This is a genomic window from Hyphomonas johnsonii MHS-2 (assembly GCF_000685275.1).
Lineage (GTDB): Bacteria > Pseudomonadota > Alphaproteobacteria > Caulobacterales > Hyphomonadaceae > Hyphomonas > Hyphomonas johnsonii.
This window is the reverse complement of the sequence record NZ_ARYK01000005.1, coordinates 158,422-183,181: the sequence shown is the minus strand read 5'-3', so window position 1 is coordinate 183,181 and position 24,760 is coordinate 158,422. Positions and strand designations below refer to the sequence as shown.

General features: G+C 64.3%; 29 protein-coding genes. 12 read left to right on the top strand and 17 right to left on the bottom strand.

Annotation, left to right across the window (positions count from 1 at the left end):
* Positions 1 to 37: 37 nt before the first annotated feature.
* Positions 38 to 703, bottom strand: a complete 666-nt coding sequence (locus tag HJO_RS11530; RefSeq protein ID WP_035617016.1) for a LolA family protein — start codon at positions 701 to 703, stop codon at positions 38 to 40.
* Between the two features lie 244 nt (positions 704 to 947).
* Between HJO_RS11530 and trxA the strand changes: the two genes are divergently transcribed.
* The 4 genes from trxA to HJO_RS11510 are packed head-to-tail and all read left to right on the top strand — an operon-like array spanning position 948 to position 3,078.
* Positions 948 to 1,835, top strand: a complete 888-nt coding sequence (trxA, locus tag HJO_RS11525; RefSeq protein ID WP_035617014.1) for a thioredoxin — start codon at positions 948 to 950, stop codon at positions 1,833 to 1,835.
* Positions 1,836 to 1,886: 51 nt separating this feature from the next.
* Entirely contained in the window at positions 1,887 to 2,537 is a 651-nt protein-coding gene (locus tag HJO_RS11520) for an LON peptidase substrate-binding domain-containing protein (RefSeq protein WP_035617198.1), read from the top strand.
* Between the two features lie 11 nt (positions 2,538 to 2,548).
* On the top strand, positions 2,549 to 2,773 hold the full coding sequence (locus tag HJO_RS11515; RefSeq protein WP_035617012.1) for a Trm112 family protein: 225 nt from the start codon (positions 2,549 to 2,551) through the stop codon (positions 2,771 to 2,773).
* Positions 2,770 to 3,078 carry a gamma-butyrobetaine hydroxylase family protein gene (locus HJO_RS11510; RefSeq protein WP_035617011.1) on the top strand — a complete coding sequence of 103 codons (309 nt, stop codon included), beginning with the start codon at positions 2,770 to 2,772 and terminating at the stop codon, positions 3,076 to 3,078. The genes HJO_RS11515 and HJO_RS11510 overlap by 4 nt, the downstream gene beginning before the upstream one ends.
* Here HJO_RS11510 and HJO_RS11505 read toward each other — a convergent pair.
* Complete coding sequence (locus HJO_RS11505; RefSeq protein WP_035617010.1) at positions 3,075 to 4,313, bottom strand: FAD-dependent monooxygenase; 1,239 nt, start codon at positions 4,311 to 4,313, stop codon at positions 3,075 to 3,077. The genes HJO_RS11510 and HJO_RS11505 overlap by 4 nt on opposite strands.
* A gap of 213 nt (positions 4,314 to 4,526) precedes the next feature.
* On the opposite strand from HJO_RS11505, the gene HJO_RS11500 reads away from it, so the two are divergent.
* Both HJO_RS11500 and HJO_RS11495 read left to right on the top strand, forming a co-directional pair.
* Positions 4,527 to 5,933, top strand: coding sequence for an ammonium transporter family protein (locus HJO_RS11500; protein WP_035617009.1), 1,407 nt, complete (start codon positions 4,527 to 4,529; stop codon positions 5,931 to 5,933).
* Between the two features lie 521 nt (positions 5,934 to 6,454).
* Positions 6,455 to 8,902 (top strand): DNA translocase FtsK, encoded by a 2,448-nt coding sequence (locus HJO_RS11495; protein ID WP_035617008.1) that lies wholly within the window; start codon positions 6,455 to 6,457, stop codon positions 8,900 to 8,902.
* 11 nt (positions 8,903 to 8,913) lie between these two features.
* Here HJO_RS11495 and HJO_RS11490 read toward each other — a convergent pair whose 3' ends face one another.
* Both HJO_RS11490 and HJO_RS11485 read right to left on the bottom strand, forming a co-directional pair.
* Positions 8,914 to 9,930, bottom strand: coding sequence for an aldo/keto reductase (locus HJO_RS11490; protein ID WP_035617007.1), 1,017 nt, complete (start codon positions 9,928 to 9,930; stop codon positions 8,914 to 8,916).
* Positions 9,931 to 10,015: 85 nt separating this feature from the next.
* Positions 10,016 to 10,510, bottom strand: a complete 495-nt coding sequence (locus HJO_RS11485) for a prolyl-tRNA synthetase associated domain-containing protein (RefSeq protein ID WP_035617005.1) — start codon at positions 10,508 to 10,510, stop codon at positions 10,016 to 10,018.
* Between the two features lie 59 nt (positions 10,511 to 10,569).
* On the opposite strand from HJO_RS11485, the gene HJO_RS11480 reads away from it, so the two are divergent.
* A complete protein-coding gene (locus HJO_RS11480) occupies positions 10,570 to 11,304 on the top strand; it encodes a DUF6065 family protein (RefSeq protein WP_035617003.1) in 735 nt (244 codons plus the stop codon).
* A 102-nt stretch (positions 11,305 to 11,406) separates the two neighbouring features.
* On the opposite strand, the gene hisE is transcribed toward HJO_RS11480, so the two are convergent.
* Positions 11,407 to 11,757, bottom strand: a complete 351-nt coding sequence (hisE, locus tag HJO_RS11475; RefSeq protein ID WP_051618533.1) for a phosphoribosyl-ATP diphosphatase — start codon at positions 11,755 to 11,757, stop codon at positions 11,407 to 11,409.
* A gap of 38 nt (positions 11,758 to 11,795) precedes the next feature.
* Positions 11,796 to 12,554, bottom strand: a complete 759-nt coding sequence (gene hisF, locus HJO_RS11470) for an imidazole glycerol phosphate synthase subunit HisF (RefSeq protein ID WP_035617002.1) — start codon at positions 12,552 to 12,554, stop codon at positions 11,796 to 11,798.
* A 138-nt stretch (positions 12,555 to 12,692) separates the two neighbouring features.
* Between hisF and HJO_RS11465 the strand changes: the two genes are divergently transcribed.
* The gene (locus tag HJO_RS11465; protein ID WP_162173824.1) at positions 12,693 to 13,394 is read left to right on the top strand and encodes a TIGR02391 family protein; all 702 of its coding nucleotides are present in this window, start codon (positions 12,693 to 12,695) and stop codon (positions 13,392 to 13,394) included.
* A 72-nt stretch (positions 13,395 to 13,466) separates the two neighbouring features.
* On the opposite strand, the gene HJO_RS18430 is transcribed toward HJO_RS11465, so the two are convergent.
* Complete coding sequence (locus tag HJO_RS18430; protein WP_162173823.1) at positions 13,467 to 14,462, bottom strand: LysM peptidoglycan-binding domain-containing protein; 996 nt, start codon at positions 14,460 to 14,462, stop codon at positions 13,467 to 13,469.
* 168 nt (positions 14,463 to 14,630) lie between these two features.
* Between HJO_RS18430 and HJO_RS11460 the strand changes: the two genes are divergently transcribed.
* Complete coding sequence (locus tag HJO_RS11460) at positions 14,631 to 15,737, top strand: hypothetical protein (protein WP_035617000.1); 1,107 nt, start codon at positions 14,631 to 14,633, stop codon at positions 15,735 to 15,737.
* A gap of 107 nt (positions 15,738 to 15,844) precedes the next feature.
* On the top strand, positions 15,845 to 16,039 hold the full coding sequence (locus HJO_RS11455; protein WP_035616998.1) for a hypothetical protein: 195 nt from the start codon (positions 15,845 to 15,847) through the stop codon (positions 16,037 to 16,039).
* Between the two features lie 21 nt (positions 16,040 to 16,060).
* On the opposite strand, the gene HJO_RS11450 is transcribed toward HJO_RS11455, so the two are convergent.
* The 4 genes from HJO_RS11450 to hisB all read right to left on the bottom strand — a co-directional run bounded on the left by HJO_RS11450 (position 16,061) and on the right by hisB (position 18,717).
* The gene (locus HJO_RS11450) at positions 16,061 to 16,666 is read right to left on the bottom strand and encodes a hypothetical protein (RefSeq protein ID WP_035616997.1); all 606 of its coding nucleotides are present in this window, start codon (positions 16,664 to 16,666) and stop codon (positions 16,061 to 16,063) included.
* A 69-nt stretch (positions 16,667 to 16,735) separates the two neighbouring features.
* Entirely contained in the window at positions 16,736 to 17,464 is a 729-nt protein-coding gene (hisA, locus tag HJO_RS11445; RefSeq protein ID WP_035617194.1) for a 1-(5-phosphoribosyl)-5-[(5-phosphoribosylamino)methylideneamino]imidazole-4-carboxamide isomerase, read from the bottom strand.
* On the bottom strand, positions 17,464 to 18,105 hold the full coding sequence (gene hisH, locus HJO_RS11440; protein WP_035616996.1) for an imidazole glycerol phosphate synthase subunit HisH: 642 nt from the start codon (positions 18,103 to 18,105) through the stop codon (positions 17,464 to 17,466). Before hisH ends, hisA begins: the two co-directional genes overlap by 1 nt.
* Before the next feature lie 15 nt (positions 18,106 to 18,120).
* Complete coding sequence (hisB, locus tag HJO_RS11435) at positions 18,121 to 18,717, bottom strand: imidazoleglycerol-phosphate dehydratase HisB (protein ID WP_035616995.1); 597 nt, start codon at positions 18,715 to 18,717, stop codon at positions 18,121 to 18,123.
* A gap of 141 nt (positions 18,718 to 18,858) precedes the next feature.
* On the opposite strand from hisB, the gene HJO_RS11430 reads away from it, so the two are divergent.
* Positions 18,859 to 20,595 (top strand): putative bifunctional diguanylate cyclase/phosphodiesterase, encoded by a 1,737-nt coding sequence (locus HJO_RS11430; RefSeq protein ID WP_051618532.1) that lies wholly within the window; start codon positions 18,859 to 18,861, stop codon positions 20,593 to 20,595.
* Here HJO_RS11430 and HJO_RS11425 read toward each other — a convergent pair.
* The 4 genes from HJO_RS11425 to HJO_RS11410 form a co-directional block, all read right to left on the bottom strand.
* Positions 20,592 to 21,128 (bottom strand): GNAT family N-acetyltransferase, encoded by a 537-nt coding sequence (locus HJO_RS11425; RefSeq protein WP_035616994.1) that lies wholly within the window; start codon positions 21,126 to 21,128, stop codon positions 20,592 to 20,594. The two genes, HJO_RS11430 and HJO_RS11425, sit on opposite strands and share 4 nt — an antisense overlap.
* A complete protein-coding gene (locus tag HJO_RS11420) occupies positions 21,125 to 21,541 on the bottom strand; it encodes a nuclear transport factor 2 family protein (protein WP_035616993.1) in 417 nt (138 codons plus the stop codon). Before HJO_RS11420 ends, HJO_RS11425 begins: the two co-directional genes overlap by 4 nt.
* Positions 21,538 to 21,975, bottom strand: coding sequence for a hypothetical protein (locus HJO_RS11415; protein ID WP_035616992.1), 438 nt, complete (start codon positions 21,973 to 21,975; stop codon positions 21,538 to 21,540). Before HJO_RS11415 ends, HJO_RS11420 begins: the two co-directional genes overlap by 4 nt.
* 86 nt (positions 21,976 to 22,061) lie before the next feature.
* Positions 22,062 to 23,117, bottom strand: a complete 1,056-nt coding sequence (locus HJO_RS11410) for an HpcH/HpaI aldolase/citrate lyase family protein (RefSeq protein ID WP_035617192.1) — start codon at positions 23,115 to 23,117, stop codon at positions 22,062 to 22,064.
* 111 nt (positions 23,118 to 23,228) lie between these two features.
* On the opposite strand from HJO_RS11410, the gene HJO_RS18225 reads away from it, so the two are divergent.
* On the top strand, positions 23,229 to 23,402 hold the full coding sequence (locus HJO_RS18225) for a YqaE/Pmp3 family membrane protein (RefSeq protein ID WP_084141933.1): 174 nt from the start codon (positions 23,229 to 23,231) through the stop codon (positions 23,400 to 23,402).
* A 77-nt stretch (positions 23,403 to 23,479) separates the two neighbouring features.
* Here the strand turns inward: HJO_RS18225 and HJO_RS11405 are convergent, their stop codons facing one another.
* Entirely contained in the window at positions 23,480 to 23,713 is a 234-nt protein-coding gene (locus tag HJO_RS11405) for a hypothetical protein (RefSeq protein WP_035616991.1), read from the bottom strand.
* A gap of 70 nt (positions 23,714 to 23,783) precedes the next feature.
* Positions 23,784 to 24,698, bottom strand: a complete 915-nt coding sequence (locus tag HJO_RS11400) for a tyrosine recombinase (RefSeq protein ID WP_035616990.1) — start codon at positions 24,696 to 24,698, stop codon at positions 23,784 to 23,786.
* Positions 24,699 to 24,760 lie beyond the last annotated feature (62 nt).

Below are 24,760 nucleotides of genomic sequence, written 5' to 3'. Positions count from 1 at the left end.
AACGGGCCGGTCGTGGCCTGCCCGTTGCAGGAGTCGCCTAGTCGTCTTCAAAGTCCTTGAGGATGAACAGGCGTGGATTGAGCTTCTTGCCGTACTCAACGCCCGACAATTGCACCGACGTGATGTTCCCGGTGCCGTCGACCGTGCGCCAGCCGAGCAGGTCACGCGTACCATCTGACAGGACCAGGGTCAGCGTGCCGTCCATTTCGCCGGAGCGGTCCTGCAGGGTGACCTCGATCCGGCCATTGCCTTTGGCGACGTCAAGCACTTCGGCCTCGGTTTCGAAATCGAGATCGTCGTCCAGCAACAGCGACAGCGGCGTCGTGCCCAGCGGCACGCGGTCGGTGGTTTCGAGCTCGCTGTCCTGCAGCGCAACCGTGGTGCCGTCGCTGACGATCAGGATGGGTGTCGGGTCATCATAGTCGAACCGGACCTTGCCGGGGCGCGACAGGGCAAAGCTGCCGGTCGTGACCGAATAGTCGGGGGCAACCTGTTCGAACTTGCCCCGCGCTGTCTTGACGCCGGTCAGGGCGGTGGAGACGTCAGCCAGCACCTGGCTGCGCTCTGATGCCGACAGGCTGCTGCTGGTTGCGGTGGGCGCGACAAGTTGAGGCACGGCGGGCGTGGGCGCCTGCAGGGACAGGGCGAGCGGCGAAGTGGCGAGCGCGGTAATTGCACCCAGTGTCGTCAGCAAGTTCATCATGATCTCGGCCTCCTTTGACCTATGCCCTAAACCTAAGCGGCTGAACCCCACCTAAACAGGGCAGGATAATGATATTTCAGCCGCTTTTCGTTGGCTTGCGTTCAGCCTGGCGTGCCGGATGGGCCAAACCGGCCCGGAGATGAACGCGCTGCCTGCGGCCTTGTTTCCACCGTGCACACCCGATGCTTGCGTATTTGCCCATCCAAGCCCATCTTTGCCCCAGATTTACAAGGATACTGCACGCATGACCGAGATGGGTTCGCTGAATACCAAGGACAGCACCGACCAGGATTTCATGGCCGACGTCGTCGAGGCGTCGAACACGCAACCGGTGATCGTTGACTTCTGGGCGCCGTGGTGCGGGCCCTGCAAGCAGCTCGGCCCGGTGATCGAGCGCGTCGTCGACAGCAAGAAGGGCGCGGTCAAGCTGGTCAAGATCAATATTGACGAGAACCCGGGCTATGCCGGCCAGCTGGGCGTAAGGTCGATCCCGGCAGTCTATGCGTTTGACAAGGGCCGGCCGGTCGACGCCTTTCTCGGCGCCCTGCCGGAGAGCCAGGTAAAGGGCTTTGTCGACAAGATCATGACCGGCACCGACAGCGCACAGGTGATCGCCGAGGCGCTGGCGCAGGCCGAGGCGGCCAGCCAGGCAGGCGATCTCGGCACGGCGGCGCAGATCTATGCCAGCGTGATCGAGGAAGACCCCGAGAACGTGACGGCGATTGCCGGCCTTGCACGCTGCTATCTCGCCAATGGCGACAAGGCGCGGGCGATTGCGACGCTGGACATGGTTCCGGAGTCGAAAAAGCATGACAATGCCGTCAAGGGCGTGCGCACGGCGATCGACCTGATGGCCGATGACGAGCCGCCGGGCGAGTTCGATGCCGCGCTGGAGGCCGTCACGGCAGCCCCTGACGATCACCAGAAGCGGTTCGAACTGGCCGAGAAATATGTCGGCGCGCAGCGCTACAAGGACGCAGTCGACCACCTGCTGATCATTCTCGGCTCGAAGATGGACTGGGACGACGGCAAGGCGAAGGAAAAACTGTTGCAGGTGTTCGAAGCCGCCGGGCCGACAGACCCGGTTACCATCGAAGGCCGCCGGAGGCTGGCGTCCCTGATGTTTGCCTGACGCGGCAATCGGCCCACCTTCACAGACATGAAGCCGATTGGACCCGACCCGATGACCGCAGCGCATTACAGGAAGATCGACGACCTGCCGGCCACCTTGGCGATCTTCCCGTTGCCGGGCGCGCTGTTGTTCCCGCGCTGGCCGCTGCCGCTCAACATATTCGAGCCGCGCTACCTGAACATGATCGACGATGCGATGGCCGGGTCGCGCCTGATCGGCATGGTGCAGGCGATGGGCGGGGACCCGCAAAAACCCGACGTGGCGGAGGTCGGCTGCGCCGGGCGGATCACGACATATGCCGAGACCGATGACGGGCGCTACCTGATCACGCTGACCGGGATTGCCCGGTTCGAGATCGAACAGGAGCTGGATGTCACCACGCCCTACCGGCAGGTGAGGCCGGGCTGGAAGCGGTTCGCCGATGACCTTCATGCCGTGCAGGAGATCGCCCTGCCGAGCCGCGAGAAACTGATCGCGGCGCTGCACGCCTATGTCGAAGCCAACCAGATGCAGGCCGACTGGTCTGCTGTCGAAGGCGCGCCGATGGAGACGCTGGTCAACGCGCTCTGCTCGGGCTGCCCGTTCTCGCCGATCGAAAAGCAGGCCCTTGTTGAAGCGCCGACCTTGAAAGCGCGCGCCGAAACGCTCATCACCTTGTTGAAGATGGATGTGCCGGGCAGTGATGCCGGCACGATGCAATAGGCGGCGAGACCATGACCGAAGACGACAGCAAGAGCACGGAGCGCGGATCGGGCATCGACCCGCGCCTGCTGGAAATCCTGATCTGTCCGGTAACCCGCCAGCCGCTGAGCTATGATCGCGCCGCCGGCGAACTGGTGTCGCGCCGGGCGAAGCTGGCCTTTCCGATCCGTGGCGGCATTCCGATCATGCTGGCGGACGAGGCGCGTGACCTGGCTGACCCGGAGACGGGGGCATGAGCGGCGCGGCGGCATGGCCTGTCCGGCTGACATTCCGGCGCGGGGCGCGTGAACTGCGTGCAGAGTTCGATGACGGCCAGGTCGGCACCGTGTCGTTCCAGCGCCTGCGCGAGGAAAGCCCGTCAGCCGCCGTGCGTGGCCACGGGTCCGGCCCGAAACCGTTCCAGCCGCCGGTGCCGGACGACATTTCTGTCAACGGAGCCGAGCCGGTCGGGCGCTATGCGGTGCGGATCATGTTTTCGGATGGCCATTCCAGCGGGCTTTATACCTGGGACCTGCTGCGCCAGCTGACCGTGGCGGCCTAGCGCATCAGGCTCGGCAGGCCGGGCTGGTCGGCGCTGGCCTGGCGGGCCATGGCGCGCCGGACGGGGCCAAGCTTGCTGGCGGCTGTCAGCGCAAGGCCCCGCAGGGGCTTCAGGATCGCATTGTCATTCGAGAAGGCCCGTTCGACGGCATCCATGAACATGGCTGTGGTGGCCGCGTCGACGCGGCGCCATTGCTGGTAGCGCTGCAGCGAGGTCGCCGCACCGGGATCGAGGCCGACACGGCGGGCATCGGTCATCACATCGACGAGCGCGCCGACATCCTTGAAGCCGAGATTGAGGCCCTGCCCGGCGAGTGGATTGATGCGCCGGGCGGCGTCGCCCAGCAGCGCCGTGCGCGGCCCGGTCATGACCGCCGCGATCTGCAGGTGGAGCGGATAGGAGAGGGGCGGGCCGTCGAGCGTCATCGGCCCGGCGAAATCCGAGAACCGGGCGTTGAGTTCGGCCTCGATGGCGTCTGCCGGAAGCGCCGCCATTGTCTCGGCCGCGCCCGTCTTCATGTACCAGGCGAGGTTTGCCCTGTTTCCGGGCAGCGGAAGGGTGGCGAACGGGCCATCCGGGGTGAACAGCTGGCGGGCGAGGCCATTATGGGGGCGTTCGAGCCTGACATCGGCGGCGAACACCGACTTGCCATATGCGCGGCCCTCGGTGGGGATGCCGAGCGCGGTCCTGACAGGTGACCGGACGCCGTCACAGGCAGCGACGAGCCCGGCGGTGATTTCATCGCCCGTGTCGAGGGTGATCCGGGCTGAGGCGGCGTCTGTCGCCAGGGCAGTGAACTTGCGGCCGCGCAGCCAGGTCAGGTTGGCCGCCTTTGCGGCGATCGAATCGAGCGCGGCCTGCAGCGCTTCAGCCGGAACCATTTCGCCGAGCGGTTCGCCGTCAGCGTCCGGCGGCAGGTCGTCTGTACCAAACAGGACAGAGGGCGCGCCAAACCAGTGGCGCCCGCCATCGGTTGCCTCAAGGCCCAGCAGTGGCTGGGTCAGGCCGTGCAGCGCCGGATGCACGCCGGCTGCGCCGAGCAGGCGCCAGCTGCCGCGGACAATGGCGAAGTTGCGTGTGTCGCGCGGCGGGTCGCGGTCCGGATCCCGTGCATCCACAAGAACGGTGCGGAATCCTGCAGCAGCCGTCAGGATCGCGAGGCTGGTCCCGACGGGACCAGCGCCGATCACGGCGATATCTGCCTCAAGTGGCGGGGTCCGGGAGGTTACAGCCATATCGCCTAGCTAGGTACCGGTAACCAAAGCATCCAGCAATGGCGCAGAATTGGGCGATTGGCCGCAACCCTGCACAGGGTTTGACCACGAGCACCCGGAATCCCGCCTCACCCCAGTCCGGCAAGCGACTTTCGGGAGCCGCCCCAATCATATCAGCGATGGGAGAGCGCGGGGGGTCCCGAGCTCCATGTCATTCACTGAAGGAGGGGCCAAATGGGCCACACGATTGGAAGATGGATACGCGGGGCTGCGTTACTGCCGGTCGCGCTGACAGCGGGCGTGCTTGCCTACGCGCAGGAAGACGATATTGCCGCGCGCCTGGCCGCGCTCGAAGAGAGCGTGAGTGGCAGCGCCAGCAGCTATGTAGACAACAGCTACCTGTTCCTGATCGGCGGGATCATCGTCATGCTGATGGCGGCAGGCTTCTGCATGCTGGAAGCGGGGCTTGTCCGTTCCAAGAATGCGGCGATGCAATCGACCAAGAACGTTGCCCTCTATTCCATTGCGGGCCTGATGTTCTGGGTGATCGGTTACAATATCGCCTATCCGGGCGCGTGGATCGGTGGCGACGAGGGCCTGAAATTCTTCGGCATGCCGGCGATGGACGCCTTCTTCTGGGCAGGCGGGGACCTCAGTGTCGAGAGCGACGCAGGCTATGCGCCGGCGTCCGACTGGTTCTTCCAGATGGTGTTCGTTGCGACCGCCGCCTCGATTGTCTCCGGTACGGTGGCAGAGCGGGTCAAGCTGTGGCCTTTCCTGATCTTTACCGCCGTCCTGACGGCCGTGATCTATCCGGTTGTCGTGTCCTGGGAATGGGGCGCAGGCTTCCTCGACACCAAGTGGGCGTTCTCCGACTTCGCCGGTTCGACGCTGGTTCACTCGGTCGGCGGCTGGGCAGCCCTTGTCGGCGCCATCATCATTGGTCCGCGGGCGGGCAAGTATTTCGGCAAGCAGGTTCACCCGATGCCGGGGTCGAACATCCCGCTTGCAGCGCTCGGTACGTTCCTGCTGTGGTTCGGCTGGTTCGGCTTCAACGGCGCGTCGCAGCTTGCGGCGGGTACGGCTGCCGACATCAACTCGGTCGCGCAGATCTTTGCCAACACGAACATGGCAGCTGTCGGCGGCGTGCTGGCCGCGATGATCACGACGGCGGTCCTCTACAAGGGCAAGATCGATGCAACCATGGTCTTCAACGGTGCCATCGGCGGCCTGGTGTCGATCACGGCTGAACCGCTGATGCCGAGCATGGGGCAGGCCGTGCTGATCGGCGGCGTCGGCGGCATTCTTGTCGTCCTCGCGGTTCCGCTGCTCGACAAGTTCAAGATCGATGATGTCGTCGGTGCCATCCCGGCTCACCTGGTCTGCGGTATCTGGGGCACGATGATTGTTCCGGCCACGCACGGTGCGGCGTTCATGCCGAACGAAGCGGGCGATCCGAACTTCATCGGCCAGCTGGTCGGCGTCGGCGTGACGGGCATCTTCGTTGTGGCAGCCTCGACAGTCGTCTGGATGCTGCTCAAGCTGACCATGGGCGTGCGGTGCAGCCTTGAGGCTGAGGAAATGGGTCTCGACAAGGCTGAGATCGGCCTTGAGGCCTATCCGGAGTTCACATCGGGCTGAGGGGCTAACATGTGAACGAAACCCCGGCCGGTCCCGCACCGGCCGGGGTTTTACATTCAGGCTGCGAAAGCGCCCCGGAGCCCTTGCTTCCGGGGCGCTTTTGATTTCGCCGTACGCTGGGCCGGGGATCGGCCCGCAGGCCTGGTGTGCAGATGACGGCAGCGGAATCGTTAATCGCACCGGGATTATCGTTAAAATCCTGAGCCCGGGAAGGTGGACCTGTTAACAGGACCGGCGCGGCCGCAACGCCGGGCCGGCGGTGCGGTATCATCGGCGTCAGGGCCTCCGCCAGGGGGCCAGCAGGGCCCGGTTTGGCCTGCACCCGTGCGTTAGGTGATGGTTACCGGACGCGGCCCGCAGCCCCTGCGGCGGGCGCGCAGGCCTGGCCGTCCGGGCGCTTGCAGGCCGCGCAAAAGGTTAACGCGCCAGCAGGGATTGCCGCATTTGCGTTTGCCGGGCGTTAAGGCTGTTGCGGCATGAGTGGTGTTTCCCGAACAGCGCCCGCGGAGATCCCCCACCTGATGACAGATTACGCCTATTCCGACGACGAACTGACGAGCGTAAGCGATCCTGTCTGGCGGATCCTGACAGGCGCAGCCGCTTTTGGCGCGGGCGTGTTCGTGTGCGGCAGCGTGGGGTCATACGTGCCGAGCGATCCGAGCTGGAACGCGGCGACCGATGCGGCCGTGCAGAACCTGTTCGGCGGTGCCGGGGCGACCTTCGCGGATTTCGCGCGCCAGACGCTCGGCTGGTCAAGCTGGACCGCCGGACTCGCGTTGATGATCGGCGGGGCGATGCGGGCCGTGCTGATCGGCGCACCGAGCGTGCGCCGCTGGCTGGTGGGCGCGGCATTCGTGCCCTTGTCGGCTGCGTGCTTTGCCGGCTGGCCGGTGCCGGAATCCTGGCCGCTCAGCGCAGGGCTCGGCGGCGTCATCGGCGATGCGCTATTCTATTATGCCGAGATGCCCTTCAAGGCGCTGCTATTGCCGTCGCCACCGACATGGGCGGGATTCGGGCTCGGAATCGCGGCGGTCTGGGCCGCACTCACGGCCCTTGGCTTCCGGCGCGATGATGCACACCTGCTGCAGGAGGCGGCGTCGAAGTCCGGCCTGCGCGCGGCGCGCAAGGCGCGTGGCGCCGTGGGACTGCTGTTTGCGATTGCCAGCGTCTTCAAGTTCAAGCGGCGCCCGACTGATCCGGATGACCGTGCACGGGTGGTGACCGGCGAGGACGAGTACGAGGGCGAAACCCGCGGATTCTTCCGTGGCCGCGCCGTCAGTGACGATATCGACGATGACGAGGAATATGAAGACGACGAGGACTTCGACGACGAGGATGAGGTCGACGCCGAGGAAGCTGCGCCGCCCGTGCGCACGACCCGGTTTGCGACCCCCAAGCCTTCCCCGCGCCCGTCAGCGCCCCGCGTTACCAAGACGACCCGCCGCGGGAAGACGCCGCGCCTGCCGTCGATCGACCTGCTCCAGATGCCTGAAGAGCGCGGTGATACGGTTGACGAGGATGCGCTGATCGCCAAGGCGGCACGCCTGTCGGAAGTGCTGAAGGAATTCGGCGTGCGCGGCCGGATCAAGGAAGTGCGGCCAGGCCCGGTGATCACCCTGTTCGAGATGGAACCGGCACCGGGGGTGAAATCTTCCCGCGTGATCTCGCTGGCCGATGACATTGCCCGCTCGATGAGCGCGGTGTCGGCCCGCGTCGCTGTTGTGCCCGGCAAGAACGCGATCGGCATCGAACTGCCCAATGATGACCGCGATACCGTCTACCTGCGGACCCTGCTGCAGTCCGAGCCCTATGTTGCGACCCGGGCGAGCCTGCCAATGGCGCTCGGCGAGGATATTGGCGGCGTGCCGACGGTCGTCGACTTGTCCAAGATGCCTCACCTGCTGATCGCGGGCACGACCGGCTCGGGCAAGTCGGTTGGCGTCAACGCGATGATCCTGTCGCTGCTGTACCGTCACACGCCGGAACAGTGCCGCTTCATCATGATCGACCCGAAGATGCTGGAACTGTCGATCTATGAAGGCATCCCGCACCTGCTGGCGCCGGTGGTGACCGACCCGAAAAAGGCGGTCAACGCGCTGCAATGGACCGTGCGCGAGATGGAAAGCCGCTATGAGCTGATGTCGAAAGCCGGCGTTCGCAACCTGTCCGGCTTCAACGACAAGGCCGCCAAGTATCGCGCCTCCGGCGAGGAGATGGTGCGCAAGGTGCAGACCGGCTTCGACGAGCGCGGCAAGCCGGTGCATGAAACCGAGTCGCTTCCGATCGACCATATCCCGAACATTGTCGTCGTGATCGACGAGATGGCAGACCTGATGATGGTGGCGGGCAAGGAAATCGAAGGCTGCGTGCAGCGCCTCGCCCAGATGGCGCGGGCCGCCGGCATCCACCTGATCACCGCGACGCAGCGTCCGTCGGTAGATGTGATCACCGGCACGATCAAGGCGAACTTCCCGACACGGATTTCGTACATGGTCACGACCAAGATCGATTCGCGCACGATCCTGAATGAGCAGGGTGCAGAACAATTGCTTGGCATGGGCGACCTGCTGTACCAGGCCCCCGGCAAGAAATCCCAGCGCCTGCACGGGCCGTTCGTGTCGGACGAGGAAGTCGGCTCGGTGGTCGACTGGCTGAAGGAGCAGGGTGAACCTGACTATGTCATGGACATCCTGGAAGCGCCGGAAGACGGGTCGACCGGCTCGGCCGTGATGGACGCCATGCTCGGTACGTCGACCGGTGACGAGGACGAAGACCTGTTCGCGCAGGCCATCGCCATCGTCGTTCGCGACAAGCGGGCGTCGACGTCCTACCTGCAGCGCCGTCTCAAGGTTGGCTACAACAAGGCGGCTGGCCTGATCGACCGGCTCGAGGAAGACGGCGTGATCTCCGCGCCGAACCATGCCGGCCGGCGCGAAGTGCTCGCTCACGGCGGCCCTGGAAACGACTGATCCGGGCGGGCCTAGCCCATCGGGTAGAGGATTTCCTTCGAGATCGCATCGCAGGCTTTCATGACGTCATCCGGCAGGGTGAGGTCTGCAGCCGCCAGGATGGGCGCAACCTGATCCAGCTTGCTGACGCCGACAATGGTGGATGCAACGAAGTCATGCTGCTTGGACCAGGCGGTTGCGAGCGTCACCGGCGACATGCCGGCCTCTTTCGCGATCGCCATGTAGCGCTCGGTTGCTGACAGCGACTTCTCGTTGACGAAGCGTTGGGCCATGGCCGTGTGGCGGCCGCCCTTCTTGATATAGCTGGAGAAGCGCGCGCCCTCGGGCGTGGCGCCGCCATTGTACTTGCCGGACAGGACGCCACCGGCGATCGGCGAATAGGGAATGAGGCTGACGCCCTCGCGCTTGCAGATATTTGCCAGCTCGTCCTCGAAGCGCCGGTTGTTCAGGCTGAAATTGTTCTGGATGGTCTGGTGGCGGACCGTCCCGAGGCGTTCGGATGTCGCGAGGCTTTTCATCAGGCCCCAGGCGTTCTCGTTGCTGCAGCCGACGATGCGGACGAGCCCCGCGCGCACGAGGTCGTCGAGGGTTTCCATTGCTTCGTCGAAACCGGTGCCGTGGTCGGGCCAGTGGGTCTGGTAGAGGTCGATGTAATCGGTATCGAGGCGCGTCAGGCTGGCTTCCACGGCGCGGGTGATGTTGTGGCGGTCCATGGCGGTCATGCCGGCCCGCTGCGAACTCTTGATCCAGCCGTGCGACGGGCCTGAGACCTTGGTGGCGATGATCAGTGAGTCGCGGTCCTTGGTCTTCATCCACTTGCCGACGATTTCCTCGGAACGACCGGCCCATTTCGGGTCTGGCGGGACGGGATAGTTCTCGGCGGTGTCGTAGAAATTGATCCCGGCATCATAGCATTCATCGAGAATGCGGAAGGCTTCCGCCTCGTCGGCCTGGGACCCGAAGGTCATGGTGCCCATGCAGATGTCGGATACGTAGATGGCGCTCTTGCCGAGGCGACGTGTTTTCATGATTTTCTCTCCGGAATACCTGATGCTGTATCAAGACTAGCGGCTTACCGTGACAGCGCCATAGCACCGGATGATTGCCGCAAGGTCAGGCGGAAAAATCGTGCACGTTGCAGGCATGGCCGGTCGCTTCGACAAAGCGCCTGAAATCGGCGCGCGATATGGCCGTGGTTGCGGTATTGGTCAGCGGGTGGAAATTGACCGGATCGGCCGTGAAGAGCGCGGCGTCTGCAATGAACCGGACCCTGCCGGCCGTGTCATTCATCAGGGCGAATGCGGTGACCGAGCCGGGCGTGACGCCCAGTAGCGCCAGCATGTCCTCGGGAGAACCGAACGAGAGGCGGCGGGTGTTTATTTTGCGGTGGAGCTGGTTCAGGCTGATCTTCGTGCTCGCTTCGGCGGAAATCAGGACGAAAGTGCCGGCCTTGTCCCTGAGGAACAGGTTCTTGGTGTGGATGCCCGGCATCGTGGCCTTCAGGTCGCGGCCTTCATCGACCGTGAACACGGCGGCATGCCGGTGCGTGCGATGCGCGATGCCGAGACCGTCAAGGTAGGCGAAAAGGGCTTCAGGGCTTGCAGTCATCCGGCACTTTGGGCCAAGACTTGCGGCAAGCGTCAAGCCTCCCGGAGAATTTTGTCCCCATGCGCCTCGAATGCTACAAGATACATGACATCGCACCGGAAATCGTGGCCGGGCGCAGCCAGCGCGAATGGATGGATGCGTTTCCGGACCGCCATCCGTACAGGTGCCTGCCGCTGACGATGGCGAATTCCACCGGCTGGGAAATCCTCTGCCCGATGGATATCAAGATCCAGTGGAATGGCGGGCCGCGCAAGGAAGACATCAAGCTGTTCACCACGGGCGACCCGAAGGCGGTGGCGAGTTTTGCCGACAGCCACTTCATGCGCGGCATCGTGACGTTCCATACCGGCCACCTGTTCCGCACGCCGCCGGGCTGGGGCGTGTGGGTGACCGGCCCGCCGAACTGGCCGAAAGACGGCATCGCGCCGCTGACCGGCCTGGTGGAAACCGACTGGCTGCCCTTCCCGTTCACGATGAACTGGGCGATGACGCGGCCCGGCGAAGTGGTGTTCCGCAAGGGCGAACCGTTCTGCTTCATCACGCTGTTCGAGCACAAGAAGCTGGAAGAGATCACCCCGGAACGCAAGGCAATGTCGACCAATCCGGAACTGGTGAAGGAATACGAGGCCTGGACGGCCAGCCGGTCTGACTTCAATTCTCGCCTCGCAACCGGCGAGGAAAAGGCCATGAAGGAGCGCTGGCAGCGCCACTACATGAAGGGCGAGAAAGTGACCGGCGACAAGGCCGACGATCACCAGACCAAGCGCCGCCTGAAGCAACCGAAAGACATGTAGGCCGCCGCCCGTATCCGGCGGAAAGGCCGGGCGCGGCCTGCACGAACAGGGGCACGGACAAAGCACGGACACAGCACGGCGGGTGCACGGACGTCCGTGCGATCAGCCCGGACGCGCGGCTTTTTCGTCGAGGCCGGACGTGCCCTGGCGGGCTTCGAGTTTTGCCGCGACGGCATCCAGCGGCACGCCGCGCGCCCGCAGGCCGACCATCAGGTGATAGATCACGTCGGCGGCCTCGCTGGCGACGGCGTCGTCGCTCTCGCGGATCACGGCTTCGGCCAGTTCTGCGCCTTCCTCGGCGATCTTGGCGGCGCAGGCGTCCGGCCCCTTGGCCAGCAGGCGGGCAGTCCAGCTGGTGCCGGCATCGCCTTCGGTGGCGCGCATGTCGATCGTGCCGGAGAGGTGGGCGAGGGCCGCGCCGAGGCGGGCGAGGGGGCCGAGAGGGTGGGTCATGGGGCCTTCTTAGGCGCTTCTCCCTTCGGGGAAAAGGTTCACAGGGGCCGCACCGGGGCGCCGGCCTCGGCGAGGGCCTTGCGCGCGTCGGCGATTGTCGCCTCCCCGAAATGGAAGATCGAGGCGGCGAGCACGGCGCTGGCGCCGCCGTCCAGCACGGCCGGGGCAAGGTCGCCGACGCTGCCGGCGCCGCCCGACGCGATGACGGGAATGTTCACGGCCGACGAGACGGCCTTCAACAGGGCGATGTCATAGCCGGCCTTGGTGCCGTCGCGGTCCATGCTGGTGAGCAGGATTTCGCCGGCGCCGCGCTGTTCGGCCTCGGCGGCAAAGGTGACGGCGTCGATGCCCGTGGGGGTGCGCCCGCCATGCGTGAAGATTTCCCAGTGGTCGCCGGTGCGGCGCGCGTCGATGGCGACGACGACGCACTGGCGCCCGGCCTTGGCGGCGCAGCGGCTGATCAGGGCGGGGTCTGCCACGGCGGCGGAATTGATCGCCACCTTGTCGGCGCCTGCCTTCAAGAGGGCGACAAGGTCATCCGCGCTGCGCACGCCGCCGCCGACGGTGAGCGGCATGAAACAGGCCTCTGCCGTGCGGGTGACGATATCCAGCATCGTGCCGCGCCCTTCATGGCTGGCGGTAATGTCGAGGAAGCACAGCTCGTCGGCACCCTGTTCATCATAGGCGCGGGCCAGCGCCACGGGGTCGCCCGCGTCGCGCAGGTCGACGAAATTGACGCCCTTCACGGTGCGCCCGTCCTTCACGTCCAGGCAGGGAATGATGCGGGTCTTGAGCATGGGAGGCGTTTAGCGCACTGCTACAGATGGACCAAGAATTTTCGAATTATTAAATTGGCCAATCATGGATTCAATCAATCTCGTTGGATATATAATATGCCTATGACTCCTGAGCAGCTGCGACGTTGGCGAGCAGACATGATCTCTCGACTTGATACGTTGGCACATATGGCGCGAGTGACTCGTCAGCATCTGGAGAATCACGACCTGCGCGAATTGGAGGACCGAACCGAATTTCGTGGTGCATGGAGACGTATTGTGGAGCTGTTTCCTGAAGACTTTACGCCTGCCCGGGGATCAGACTTAGCGCGACACATTGGATTCGCGCAACCGCATGATTTTTTTGACATCGAATTTCAGGATATCCCTGCCGTACAAGGGTCGGTTCAAAATTATAGGCGCGGGGGAGAAGAAAACGCGATATTTGCGCAAGAGGAATTCGAGATTGATTTCGAACCGTTTCAGCTATTGCATCCGCTGATACGAGACACTTCTCTACCTCAGTTTAACGATCAAAATTATTCTATTGCGGCTCGGTCGGCGGTAGAGGTCATTATGGATGAGGTTCGTCGAATATCTGGTCAGGACGGCGACGGACATAGACTTATCAACGATGTGTTTGGTGCCGGTGCGGGAAATTTGGCATTTTCTCCCTGCTCTACAGAAAGCGAAATTTCCGTGTCAGGTGGACTGAAAGATATGCTGCTCGGCATCTTTCGAGGAATCCGAAATCCATTGGCGCACGGATGGAATGGGTTCACTCGTATTGAGTGCTTTCAAATCATGGTTGCGTGTAGCTTTCTGCTGGCACGAATTGAGCTTGTCGAACCTCACGAATAGCGATTGTCGCTACTCACTAGCGGCTTGGTGCGCCGCACCTGCCCGATGGATTGCCGGTTTTCCTAACCCCGCCTATGGGATCTGAGTTAATGCTTGGTCCAAAAGGCAATCCGTTGGCCAGTCGTCGGGAATGTTGAGAACTTCACCTGGGTTGATAGGGCAGAATTCTCGATTCGAGACGTCGAGCCAGTCGTTTACAGGTGGGCCTAGTTCGACGAAGCGTTCTGCATTGCCTGTGCAGCGTTCAGCAATGGTCCAACATGTATCCCCTGTGCGAATGAGTTTGTGTCTGTCGGTCTCTACTTGCGGCTGGATAGACGCGGGCGCATCCAATATGCCGCTGATTGCCTCGTCTGGAGTTTCGACAATTTCGACTACATCAGAAGGTGGAACTCCAGGTGTCGACTCAGCAGCTTGCTCTGGCGTCGGCGTGAGCAGCAGTATCGCGACCAATGCAACCAGAGCGGCAGCTACGATTGCCAACCGAATGGATTCATCACCGACAAGAGGTGTGCTTCCGTTCCCTCGCTGAACATTTGAAGGCACGATCGGTGCGGGTGCTACTCTGGTTTTAGGACCAGTCCGTTTGCGTGCAGCCGGCTTCCGACGTCTGAGCCGTCTCCAATTGAGTCCAGACCAAGAGTTTTTGACTGACACCCAAAAGTTAGGCCATTGCGCAGTCCCTTTATCCCATTGTCGAACAAAAGCCGCCACTCGAGAGATGATCCAACCGAGCGCTTTTGGTTCAAAGACGGCTAAGTAAAGTCCGCCCCAAGTGAACAAGATCGCCGTCCAATCCGCAATCTTTGATAGGCTTGCCGCTGACAACCAGATGTATGATCCAAGCGCGATCGAAATAGCAACGCAGCGAAGCACGAGCTTTGCAATCCATCCGACGGACGGCTCAGTTTCTGGTTCGTTTTCTTCCTCAAGCATAACAAGTTGCAATCGCCAGTTTTCACCAATCAGTTCATGAGTCGCTTCTACCGTCGCCACGATTCCCGTTGGGGGAGAATCGACGCCACGCGTTGAGCAAGCGTAGGGTAGGTTGAGCGGCGCGATATCCACGTTGCCCCGTGCCGCACACCTGCCCGGTGGGTTACGGCTGCGCCTGACGCGCCGAGCGCGGCGCCGCCCTTGCGCGGAAGCCGCCGCGTGCAACCGGTACGCGGAGAAAAAGATTCTTAAGGTTTACGGCCTATCACCTTCCGGATGAACCTAATCCGGGAGGCGAGGATGCTGAGACATGTTTTTCTGGGAGCGGCGGCCCTGGCCCTGTCGGGCTGTGCGAACCACCAGCCGTCCAAGGACGGCGCCATGAACCTGCCCGGATTCATGAACAGGCACAACACGATCGAGATGCAGCGCCCGACCCTGCCGGTGACGGATTTCATCAAATGGTACCCGGAAGACCGCCTGCGCTATGGGCTGGAACTGGACTATATCAGCGGCATGTCGCAGCGCGACTACCTGTTCGAGGAGCCCAACCAGGAATTGTTTCGCCCGATGGTGGCGCGGGCGCTGAAACAGGCGGGCCTGCAGGCAAGGACAGCGGCGGGCGCGCGCTATGCGCTGCAGATCGAGTTCACGGACCTGGACACCGATGCCTTCGGCCGGAATTTCGCCGGCAAGACGGACGCGATCTACCGGATTGTCGACCGGCGCACGCATGCCGTCGTGTATGAGAACAGCATCGGCTCGCGGTTTGTCGCGGCCTATCCGGGCCTCAACGAGCGGGATGCCAGCCTTGCCTATGATGTCTCGGCGCCCGGCGTGATCGGCGCGGCCCAGGCCTTTGGCGCGTTCACGCTGTATGAAGGCGGGCTGGTGGAGTTGTGGAACAACAATGCCAAGCTGCAGGACTTTTTCGGCGGGGACGCGATCGACGAGGTGTCGCAGGCCGGGTGGAATGATGCCTACCAGTCGTACACATGGGTGACGGGGGTGGCGGCACTGTCCGGGCCGGCGCTGGTGCTGCTGGGCCAGATGAACCCGCTGAACTATGCGTCGCTGCAGCTGGAACCGCGCGGCGAACATGCCGGCTTTACCAAGGCCCGGCGGGGCAACCTGGCCGAAACCGGCATGGGCGCCCGCTCGGCCCGCAAGCGCGCCAACCAGCTCAACTCGCACCTGCTGGCGCAGAGCCTGACCGTGTTCCTGCTCGACCTGGCGCAGAAGGAGGATGTCCGCCTGACGCGGCTGGTGGCATGCAATGATGCGCCCGCCAGCACCGAGGACATCATCGAGGCCGTGCGCCAGCGCGCCCGCGTCGTGTCCGATGACTGCCGGCTGTATGGCGCGCCCGACACGTCACGCGGCGTCGGGATCACGGCTTACCAATAGGCCACCTGACCGCCCTTTCATGGAAAGAGCGGCCCTTTTCGGCTATACTGTGCCCACGCGCGGGCCGCGGCCCGCGTGCGAGGCTTGAACCGAAGAGGAGACATGTGATGGACCTCAGGATCACCGAGATCAGGGCGGCTGAAGCGATCAGGAATGCCGGCGCCGAGGATTTGAGCCGGCGCGCCGCGAAACTGGCGCCGCTGGTGCCGCCCGAAGATGCGCCGGACACGCCGGAAAGCGACCTGGCGCATGCGCTGCGCACACGGCGCAAACTGCGCACCAGCCTGTCGACCCGGCTGTAGGCGCACACCGCTGGCCGGGCCCTAGTGGCCCGGCGGGCTCTCACGTTCGCCGGCGCGGGTGCGCAGGGCATACTGGCCGGTGCCGTCGGCGCTTTCCATGACATCGATGGAGTAATGGTGGTCCGCCGTGCCCCAGCCGGTGCGCGTGACGCGCAGGGGCGCGCCGCCTGGCATCGCCTCCAGCAGGGTCGAGACATATTTGAAACGGCCACTGGCATCAGGCGGATGGCAGGCGGTGTAGCGCTCCTGGAAGATCGTGGTGGAGACCGCATCGAGGCGGACCGATTCCAGCTGGCCGTCACCGTAATTGGTGATCTCGCTGTAGGGCACGTAGTCACCGACATGGTTGGGCCGCAGGATGATCCAGCGGTCGCCGGCAACCGGGCGGACCTGCAGGTGGCCGTCGCTGTGCGTGACGGTGCCGTCGGGCAGGCTGGCGTCAAAGCGCATGTGCCAGCCGCCGGCCATGCGGGTGAAGGCGTCGTTGATGCAAGTGTCGAGGTCTGTTGCCGGCGTGCTGCTGCCGACGGCGATGACGTGGCGTTGGGGGGGCGTGGCAGGCGGCGCCGTGGCGCAGGCAGCAAGGGCGCCGAGCAGCACGATCGCACATGGCGCCTGATGCCTCACCGGACCTGTCCCTCCCTCTACACACGAAATCCAGTGTAGCACATTCCCGTGCCAGGCGGCAGTGGGGGCCTAGCGTGCGGCGGCGATGGCGGTGGCGGGGTCGATATCGCCGTCATACAGGGCGCGGCCGAGGATGCAGCCGCTGACCGCGGTGCCGGGGGCTGCGCGCAGGCGGGTGATGTCGGCCACGTCGCGCACGCCGCCTGACGCGATCAGCGGGATCGAGACGGCATTGGCGAGCGCGCTGGTGAAGGCGACATTGACGCCGGTCTTGAGGCCATCGCGGCCGATATCGGTGGCGATGATGGCGGCGACGCCGCAGCCCTCGAACGCCTTGGCGAGTTCCGAGGCGGGCATGTCGCTGGTCTCGGCCCAGCCTTCCACCGCGACCATGCCGTCCTTGGCGTCGATGCCGACAATGATGCGGCCGGGCAGGGCGCGGGCGGCGGTTTTCACCAGGTCCGGGTCGCGCAGGGCCGCCGTGCCGAGGATGACGCGGGAGATTCCGGCCTCCAGCCAGGCGTCGATCTGGGCGCGGGTGCGGATGCCGCCGCCGAGCTGGACCGGCGCGGGCGTCGCGGCGAGGATGGCCTTCACCGCTTCGGTGTTGGCCGACTGGCCGGCAAAGGCGCCGTTGAGGTCGACGACATGGAGATGGCTGAAACCGGCCTGATGAAAGGCGCGGGCCTGGTCGGCAGGGCTGTCATTGAAGACGGTGGCGGCGTCCATCTCGCCGCGCAGCAGGCGGACGCAGGCGCCGTCCTTCAGGTCGATGGCAGGGTAGAGGGTGAAGGTCATCAAGGCGTCCATTGCAGGAAGTTCGTGAGCAGTTGCAGGCCGACGCGCTGGCTCATTTCCGGGTGGAACTGGGTGCCGAAGATGTTGTCGCGGGCGACAGCGCTGGTGAAGGGCACGCCATATTCGGTGGTGGCGGCGACGTGGGCCGGGTCTTCCGGGCTGATCGCGTAGGAATGGGTGAAATAGGCGTGGGGGTCTTCGCCAAGTCCGTCGAGCACGGGGTGGGGGCGGGGCAGGTAGAGCTCGTTCCAGCCGACATGCGGAATGGCATGGCCGGGGCCGGGCTCTATGCGGTCAACCACGCCGTGGATCCAGCCGAGGCCGCGCGTCTCGCCATCCTCGAGGCCGAAATCGGCCAGGAGCTGCATGCCGACGCAAATGCCGAGAAACGGCGTGTTGGCGTCCATGACAGCGGATTCGAGGGCATCGACCAGGCCGGGGCGGGCGTGGAGATTGGCGGCGCAGTCGGCATAATGGCCAACGCCCGGCAGGATGATGCGGTCGGCGCGCGCGATTGTGGCGGGGTCGGCCGTGGTGGTGACCTCGATCGTGAGGTTCGCGCGCCGGGCGGCCTCGGCCAGCGCACCGGCGGCCGAGTGGACATTGCCGGAGCCGTAATCGATGAGGGCGACCAGGTTCATGGCGCCGCGTTTAGGCTAAAGGCTGCCCTTCGTCGAGGCCGGTTTGCCGCCGAGTTTGGGATCGACCGCGATGGCGGTGCGCAGGGCGCGGGCAGTGGCCTTGTAGCAGCTCTCGATGATGTGGTGGCTGTTCTCGCCGTAGAGATTCTCCACGTGCAGGCACATGCCGCCATTTCCGGCGAGGGCGTGGAAGAATTCCTTGAACAGTTCGGTATCCATCTCGCCCACCTTGTCGCGGGCGAACTGGACCTTCCAGATCAGGTAGGGGCGCTTGCAGAGGTCGAGACTGGCACGGCTCAGCGTCTCGTCCATCGGGATATAGGCGTGGCCGAAACGCGTGATGCCGGCAAAATCGCCGAGCGCCTCGAGAATGGCCTGGCCGATGACGATGCCCGTATCCTCGACGGAATGGTGCATGTCGATGTGCAGGTCGCCCTTGCAGCGGACTGTCAGGTCGATGGCGGCGTGCTTGGAAAAGCTTTCCAGCATGTGGTCGAAGAAGCCGATACCGGTGGCGATATCGGACTTGCCGGTGCCATCAAGGTCAAGGGTGACCGAAATATCGGTTTCCTTCGTCTTGCGGTCGACGGTGGCGGTGCGGTGTTTAATCATCTGGAACCATATAGTGCGCTGTAAACACAACAGCTAGCGCAGTTTGTTCACTGATTTCTAAACATATTCGCCGAATGTCACTCCAGACACACCCCTGAGGGGAAGTAGGAAAGCGATTCGCGCTTGCATAAGAAGAGCCAGATGAGCCGAATTTTCGGCACGATGACCATCCCCGCGTTCGCGGCGATGGCCGGCGCTCTAGTCGCCGTGATCGTGTTTTCCGCGCTGCTGGTCATCGAAGTCACCTACCATCTTGCAGCAGGCGAACCGGGCAAGCCGATCCTGCCCAATCCGCCTGTCGTGCTGGCCATCGAGATCGTTGTCGCAATCCTGGCATCGGCGCTGGCCTCCTATGCGGCGGCATCCCGGTTCCACCGGTCGATTGACCGGTTCAACGACTACCTGATGAATGCGCGCTTCGATGATTCCGGCCCGCTGGAGGGCATGCAGTTCGCCGAACTCCGCCGGCTGCGCGTCGGCGTCACCCGGACAATCGGCAAGCTGCGGCGCGAGAACGCGCAGCTGCGCGAGACGGCCTATGTCGATTCCCGCACGGGCCTGGCCAACATGATCGCGATGGAACGCGCCATCTCCGACACGCTGCCGACCGCGACCTTTGACGCGCCGGCCGCCCTGATCATGCTGGATCTCGACCGGTTCACCCGCGTTTCCGAACAGCTTGGCAGCTATGCCAGCGAAGCCCTGCTCGTGCTGGCTGCGCAGAGACTGAAGACCGAACTCGGCGCGATTGTCGGGCCATCCGGTGCGGCGTTGCGCGACATGACGATTGCCGCCCTGCAGGCAGACGAATTCGCGCTCTACCTGCCATGTGCGATCAGCCGCGAGCATGTCGCGACGATTGCGCGGGCGATCCGCCAGGCCTTTGCGGCGCCCTTCGACATGAACGGCCAGTCGGTCAACCTGGGCATTTCGGGCGGGATCGTGATGGCGCCGGAAGATGCCGACAGCGCGGCGAAACTGTTCCGCCATGCCGAGCTGGCCCTGCGCCTGGTGCGCGACGAGGCGACGTCCGGCTTCCGCTTCTTCACGCCGCGCCTGACGCGGGTCGCGCGCGGCAAGTACAAGCTGGAAGACGAATTGCGCGAAGCCGTGGCCAACCGCGAATTCAAGGCGGTGTTCCAGCCGAAGATCGATTTCAAGACCGGCAAGGTCGTCGGCGCCGAGGCGCTGGCACGCTGGCGCCGCCACAATGGCAAGATCATTTCTCCGGCCGCGTTCATCCCGCTGGCCGAGGAAACCGGGCTGATCAGCCAGATCGGCGAACAGATTCTCGAAGCAGCCTGCCAGTCGGCGCGGGTGTGGATGAATGAGGGGCTTGAGGTCTCGGTGGCCGTGAATGTGTCGCCGCGCCAGTTCGAGCGTGGCAATCTCACCGACACCGTGATGGGCGTGCTGAAGCGCACGGGCCTGCACCCGAACCGGCTGGAGCTGGAGATCACGGAAAGCATGGCCGTCGAAAGCCCCGCCAAGGTGGCCGAAGTGATGGGGCCGCTGCGCATGATGGGCATGAAGCTTGCCATCGACGATTTCGGCACCGGGCACTCCAACCTGTCAATGCTGACCCAGTTGCCGTTCGACGTGTTCAAGATCGACCGCCAGTTCGTGTCGGCGCTGGAGGGTGACAAGCAGGCGCCGGCCATTGTCGAGATGATTCTTGCGATGGCCGAGACACTCGGCCTGCAGACGGTCGCCGAGGGCGTGGAAACCGAACGCCAGGCAGACTTCCTGCGGCGGCGCGGCTGTACGATGGGGCAGGGCTTCCTTTACAGCCCGGGCCTGCCGCACGGCGCCTTCCTCGAATTCCTGAAAGCGTTCCACGCCAATCCGCGGCCGATGGATGCGCGCAAGGCCAGCTAGGCGGCGCCGGGGCCTTCGCGGCGGTACACGTTGAGCGGCTTGTCCCGGTACAGCGCCTCGCACCAGAACTCGTAGCCTGACTTTTCCGCGACACGGCGTGAGGCGAGATTGTCCATGTCGATGATGCAATGGGTCGGACCCGGACGGTTTTCGTCGAGCCATGCATGGATCGCCGCGACCGCCTCGCTGGCAAAGCCCTTGCCCCAGGAATGCTGGTTGAATGCCCAGCCCGCCTCGGGCCAGGCCGACAGGTCCGGGTTCATGCCGCGTTTGAAATCGGCAAAGCCGACTTCGCCGATAAAGCGGCCGGTCGGCTTTTCGACGGCGACCCAGTAGCCGTAGCCGATCAGCGGCCACATGCCGCGTGACCGGGCGAGCGTGAACCAGACGTCCTGCGGCGGGCGGGTCACACCGCCGATATGGCGCACGACGTCGACATCGTTCCACATGGCGACGCAGTCTTCAAAGTCGCTGGCCTGCTGCGGGCGCAGGATCAGGCGGTCGGTGACGAGTGTTGGAGGCTCGGTAATCAAGCGCCACTCTTCATCTTGGCGAGCATGGCGCCCATCGCGGCGTGGACGGCCTGCATGCCCTTCAGGGGGCGGACCATGACCTTGAAATCGGTGATCTTGCCCTGGTCGTCCCATTCGATCATGTCGATGCCGTTGACGCTGATCCCGTCCATCACGCATTCGAATTCGAGCACGGCCTTGTCGCCGCAATCGAAGATGCGTGTGTATTCGAACGTATCGCCGCCGAGAGTCTGCCCGGCCGCAGTGAGGTAGGCCATGGTGATGGCCTTGCCTTCCTGCGGCGTGTGGACGACGGGGCTGCGGAAGACGACGTGCTCGGCCAGCAGGTCCGACAGGCCCGCGGCATCATGGCTGCCTTCCATCCAGTCGAACCAGCGCTGGAGATTGGGCGAGTGGCCGGTAAGTGCGATCATTCCACGCCCTCTGCCACCACAGGCTTGCCGATCAGGTAGGCGTCGGGCTGGACAAAGCATTCCCCTCGGATGGCGACCCATCCGCCCGGGAAGTCAGGCTCCGTGAAGACGAGGTCGATACGGCCCCAATTGTTGCGCGCTTCACCTGATTCCGGATCGGCGATGGCCACGGCGCAGCCTTCACCGTCAGCTAGGTCCGGCTCGATCCAGACACCGGAAAAGGCGCCGCGGCCTTCATAGACCTGAGCCAGGCCGTGAATATAGGCCAGGCCGCGCGTTTCGGCTTCGATGCCGGGATAGGAGAGGACGGCATCACCGTTCGGCAACTCGCGTTCGTAGATCACGGCGCCGATCGGCGTCGTCCAGACTTCATCCGCAACCGCCGAGCCGGCGACGATCGTCGCCGCACTGATTGCCAGGATCATTTTCAACATTGCGCCGACCTCCGATCATTGACGGCCCGGAGAATCCGGGGCGATGAGCGGAGGTTAGCACGCTGTTCGCGCAAGTTAAGGGGCAATCAGGCCTTGTAGGCGGCTGCGAGGTCCGGGTCCTTCGAGGCGACGAGGTCGGCAAGGTCGGCGATAACCTTGGCCTGTTTCCAGGTTGCATCGTCCTGCATCTTGCCATCGAGCATGGCGACGCCGGTGCCGTCAGGCATGGCTTCGAGGATGCGCCGGGCGAATTTCACCTCGTCCGGGGCCGGGCTGAACACGCGTTTGGCGATGTCGACCTGGTTCGGATGGAGGCTCCAGGCCCCTGCGCACCCCAGCAGGAAGGCATTGCGGAACTGCTGTTCGCAGGCGTCGAGATCGGAAATGTCGCCGAACGGCCCGTAGAAGGCATTGATGCCGGCCATGCGGCAGGCGTCGACCATGCGGGCAATCGTGTAGTGCCAGAGATCCTGCTGGACACTGGCGCGGGCGCTGCCGTCCTCGTTCGGGTCTTCCATCACGCGGTAGAAGGGGTGGCCGCCGCCGACGCGGGTCGTCTTCATCTTGCGGTCTGCGGCAAGGTCTGCCGGGCCAAGGCTGATGCCCTGCATGCGGGGAGAGGCGAGCGCGATCTCCTCGACGAGGGACATGCCCTGGGCCGTTTCGAGGATGGCGTGGAAGAGGATCGGACGGGTCAGGCCGGCCTTCGCCTCGAGCTGGGCGACATACTGGTCGGCGAAATGGATGTCCCACGGGCCTTCGACCTTGGGCAGCATGATGACGTCGAGCTGGTGGCCGGCCTTGAGGACCAGCTCTGTGACGTCGTCCTGGAACCAGGGCGAGTTCAGCGGGTTCACGCGGCTCCAGAACCCGGTGCCGGTGCCCTGCCAGTCGTACATGCCAGCCATTTCGATGGCGCCGGCGCGGGCGGCGTCCTTGGCGTCGGCGGGGATGGCGTCTTCGAGATTGGCGAGGATGACGTCGACCTTGGGCGCCATGGCAGGCGTTTTCGAGCGGACTTTTTCATTATGGCCGGGGACGAAATGGATCATCCGCTCCAGCCGTGTCGGCAGCTCCTGCATCGGGGCGGGTGCGCCGATGGCGAGTGGCTTGAAAAAGTTGCGCGGTGTTTTCTGGCTCATGTTCATCTCCTCAGGCGTGCCGATGCCTAAGGCCGATGTTGCGGCGCGTCAAACAGGAACAAATCCGAATGTGGCCCGTAAGTCAGGTGAACACTCGCAAAGGAAAAGCCCATGTCCCTCCTGATGATCCTCCTGACAATCTTCCTTCCGCCTGTCGCCGTGGCGATGAAGGAGGGTATTGGCGGCCAGTTCTTCATCAACATCATCCTGACGCTGATCGGCTGGCTGCCGGGCGTTGTGCACGCATTCTGGGTCAACACGCGCGGCGGATCCGCCGTCGCCTGAGAGAGGCCCCGACCCGATATGACAAAGCCCGCATGCTCCAGAGCAGGCGGGCTTTTCGTTTGCAGTGTGGGAGTTGGCTAGTTGTCGCCGGCTTTTTCGAGGTTCATGCGGCCTTCCGACCGCCAGGCCATGCGGAAGATGACCACCGAGAGCAGGACCGCGCCGATGACATCGAGAATCTCGGCGCCGAAGACCACGTACTTGCCGGCATGCATTTCCGACAGGATGGCCCAGACGGCGGTTGCCGAACTGATCAGGGCAAGCTCGGTGAGGAGCAGGGTTGGCACGAGCGCCTTGAAGAACCGGTTCATGGAATAATCTCCGCTATTCAGCGTGATATTGGCGCGCCGGCCGGGAATGGCAATGGCCTTTTTCAGATCGTCAGCGGCGGGCCAGCGGATGCGATGTTTCGAGCAGTTCGGCGAGTTCGTCCGTGAGGACGTGCGTGTAGATCTGCGTCGTCGCAATGTCGGCGTGGCCAAGCAGGGTCTGGACGCTGCGCAGGTCCGCGCCGCCCTGCAGGAGATGGGTGGCGTAGGCGTGCCGCAGGGCGTGCGGGTGGACCCGCGCGGGGTTGAGACCGGCAGCGAGGGCAAGGGCGTCAAGCAATTGGCCGAGGCGCCGCCGGGTCAGGTGGCCCTCCTTGCCGCGCGACGGGAAGAGGTAGGGTTCGGCGCGGCCTCGGGCGAGGCTGCCTGCGGGCAGGCTGTCTTCCCGCACGGCGAGCCAGTTCGACAGGGCGACGAGTGCCGGCAGGCCAAGCGGGCAGAGGCGCTCCTTGCCGCCCTTGCCGCGGATGATGATGTCGCGTGTCACCCAGCGGGCGCCCTTGCGGCGTGGCAGGCTGCCAAGGGTGAGCGAGACCAGTTCGGAGGCACGCAGGCCTGCCCCGTAGAGCAGTTCGACCAGGCATGTCAGCCGGAGATCCTCGCCGCAGGCGGCGATGAGGCGCGTCATCTCCTCGCGGGAGAGGACGTCGGGAACGTCGCGGGAGGTTTTCGGGCCGTCGATCTTGGCGGTCGGGTCGTCCTTGCGGTCGCCCTCCTCGAACAGGAAGCGGAAGAAGCGCCTGACGGCTGACAGTTTCCGCGCGGAGGTCGTGGCGGCCATGCCGCGCACGCTGAGATCGGCCTGCCAGGCGGAGAGGTCGCGGCCGGAGGCGGTGGTCAGGCGGCTGCCGCAGAATTCCGACGCGTCGAGGAGATCGCGGGCATAGGCGTCCAGCGTATTGGCGGCGGCGCCGCGCTCCGCGCTCATCATTTCGAGAAAGGCTTCGATACGGGCGCGGTCCGACATGGGGCAATTGTACCGCGCCTGTGTTAATGACGCCTCTATGCCGGTTCTGGGCCGGCGATGGC

What these genes read in the sequence shown, in the direction of transcription:
- HJO_RS11530 (WP_035617016.1), bottom strand. Translation starts at nt 703, where the DNA reads ATGATGAACTTGCTGACGACACTGGGTGCAATTACCGCGCTCGCCACT.
- trxA (WP_035617014.1), top strand. Translation starts at nt 948, where the DNA reads ATGACCGAGATGGGTTCGCTGAATACCAAGGACAGCACCGACCAGGAT.
- HJO_RS11520 (WP_035617198.1), top strand. Translation starts at nt 1,887, where the DNA reads ATGACCGCAGCGCATTACAGGAAGATCGACGACCTGCCGGCCACCTTG.
- HJO_RS11515 (WP_035617012.1), top strand. Translation starts at nt 2,549, where the DNA reads ATGACCGAAGACGACAGCAAGAGCACGGAGCGCGGATCGGGCATCGAC.
- HJO_RS11510 (WP_035617011.1), top strand. Translation starts at nt 2,770, where the DNA reads ATGAGCGGCGCGGCGGCATGGCCTGTCCGGCTGACATTCCGGCGCGGG.
- HJO_RS11505 (WP_035617010.1), bottom strand. Translation starts at nt 4,313, where the DNA reads ATGGCTGTAACCTCCCGGACCCCGCCACTTGAGGCAGATATCGCCGTG.
- HJO_RS11500 (WP_035617009.1), top strand. Translation starts at nt 4,527, where the DNA reads ATGGGCCACACGATTGGAAGATGGATACGCGGGGCTGCGTTACTGCCG.
- HJO_RS11495 (WP_035617008.1), top strand. Translation starts at nt 6,455, where the DNA reads ATGACAGATTACGCCTATTCCGACGACGAACTGACGAGCGTAAGCGAT.
- HJO_RS11490 (WP_035617007.1), bottom strand. Translation starts at nt 9,930, where the DNA reads ATGAAAACACGTCGCCTCGGCAAGAGCGCCATCTACGTATCCGACATC.
- HJO_RS11485 (WP_035617005.1), bottom strand. Translation starts at nt 10,510, where the DNA reads ATGACTGCAAGCCCTGAAGCCCTTTTCGCCTACCTTGACGGTCTCGGC.
- HJO_RS11480 (WP_035617003.1), top strand. Translation starts at nt 10,570, where the DNA reads ATGCGCCTCGAATGCTACAAGATACATGACATCGCACCGGAAATCGTG.
- hisE (WP_051618533.1), bottom strand. Translation starts at nt 11,757, where the DNA reads ATGACCCACCCTCTCGGCCCCCTCGCCCGCCTCGGCGCGGCCCTCGCC.
- hisF (WP_035617002.1), bottom strand. Translation starts at nt 12,554, where the DNA reads ATGCTCAAGACCCGCATCATTCCCTGCCTGGACGTGAAGGACGGGCGC.
- HJO_RS11465 (WP_162173824.1), top strand. Translation starts at nt 12,693, where the DNA reads ATGATCTCTCGACTTGATACGTTGGCACATATGGCGCGAGTGACTCGT.
- HJO_RS11460 (WP_035617000.1), top strand. Translation starts at nt 14,631, where the DNA reads ATGCTGAGACATGTTTTTCTGGGAGCGGCGGCCCTGGCCCTGTCGGGC.
- HJO_RS11455 (WP_035616998.1), top strand. Translation starts at nt 15,845, where the DNA reads ATGGACCTCAGGATCACCGAGATCAGGGCGGCTGAAGCGATCAGGAAT.
- hisA (WP_035617194.1), bottom strand. Translation starts at nt 17,464, where the DNA reads ATGACCTTCACCCTCTACCCTGCCATCGACCTGAAGGACGGCGCCTGC.
- hisH (WP_035616996.1), bottom strand. Translation starts at nt 18,105, where the DNA reads ATGAACCTGGTCGCCCTCATCGATTACGGCTCCGGCAATGTCCACTCG.
- hisB (WP_035616995.1), bottom strand. Translation starts at nt 18,717, where the DNA reads ATGATTAAACACCGCACCGCCACCGTCGACCGCAAGACGAAGGAAACC.
- HJO_RS11430 (WP_051618532.1), top strand. Translation starts at nt 18,859, where the DNA reads ATGAGCCGAATTTTCGGCACGATGACCATCCCCGCGTTCGCGGCGATG.
- HJO_RS11420 (WP_035616993.1), bottom strand. Translation starts at nt 21,541, where the DNA reads ATGATCGCACTTACCGGCCACTCGCCCAATCTCCAGCGCTGGTTCGAC.
- HJO_RS11415 (WP_035616992.1), bottom strand. Translation starts at nt 21,975, where the DNA reads ATGTTGAAAATGATCCTGGCAATCAGTGCGGCGACGATCGTCGCCGGC.
- HJO_RS11410 (WP_035617192.1), bottom strand. Translation starts at nt 23,117, where the DNA reads ATGAGCCAGAAAACACCGCGCAACTTTTTCAAGCCACTCGCCATCGGC.
- HJO_RS18225 (WP_084141933.1), top strand. Translation starts at nt 23,229, where the DNA reads ATGTCCCTCCTGATGATCCTCCTGACAATCTTCCTTCCGCCTGTCGCC.
- HJO_RS11405 (WP_035616991.1), bottom strand. Translation starts at nt 23,713, where the DNA reads ATGAACCGGTTCTTCAAGGCGCTCGTGCCAACCCTGCTCCTCACCGAG.
- HJO_RS11400 (WP_035616990.1), bottom strand. Translation starts at nt 24,698, where the DNA reads ATGTCGGACCGCGCCCGTATCGAAGCCTTTCTCGAAATGATGAGCGCG.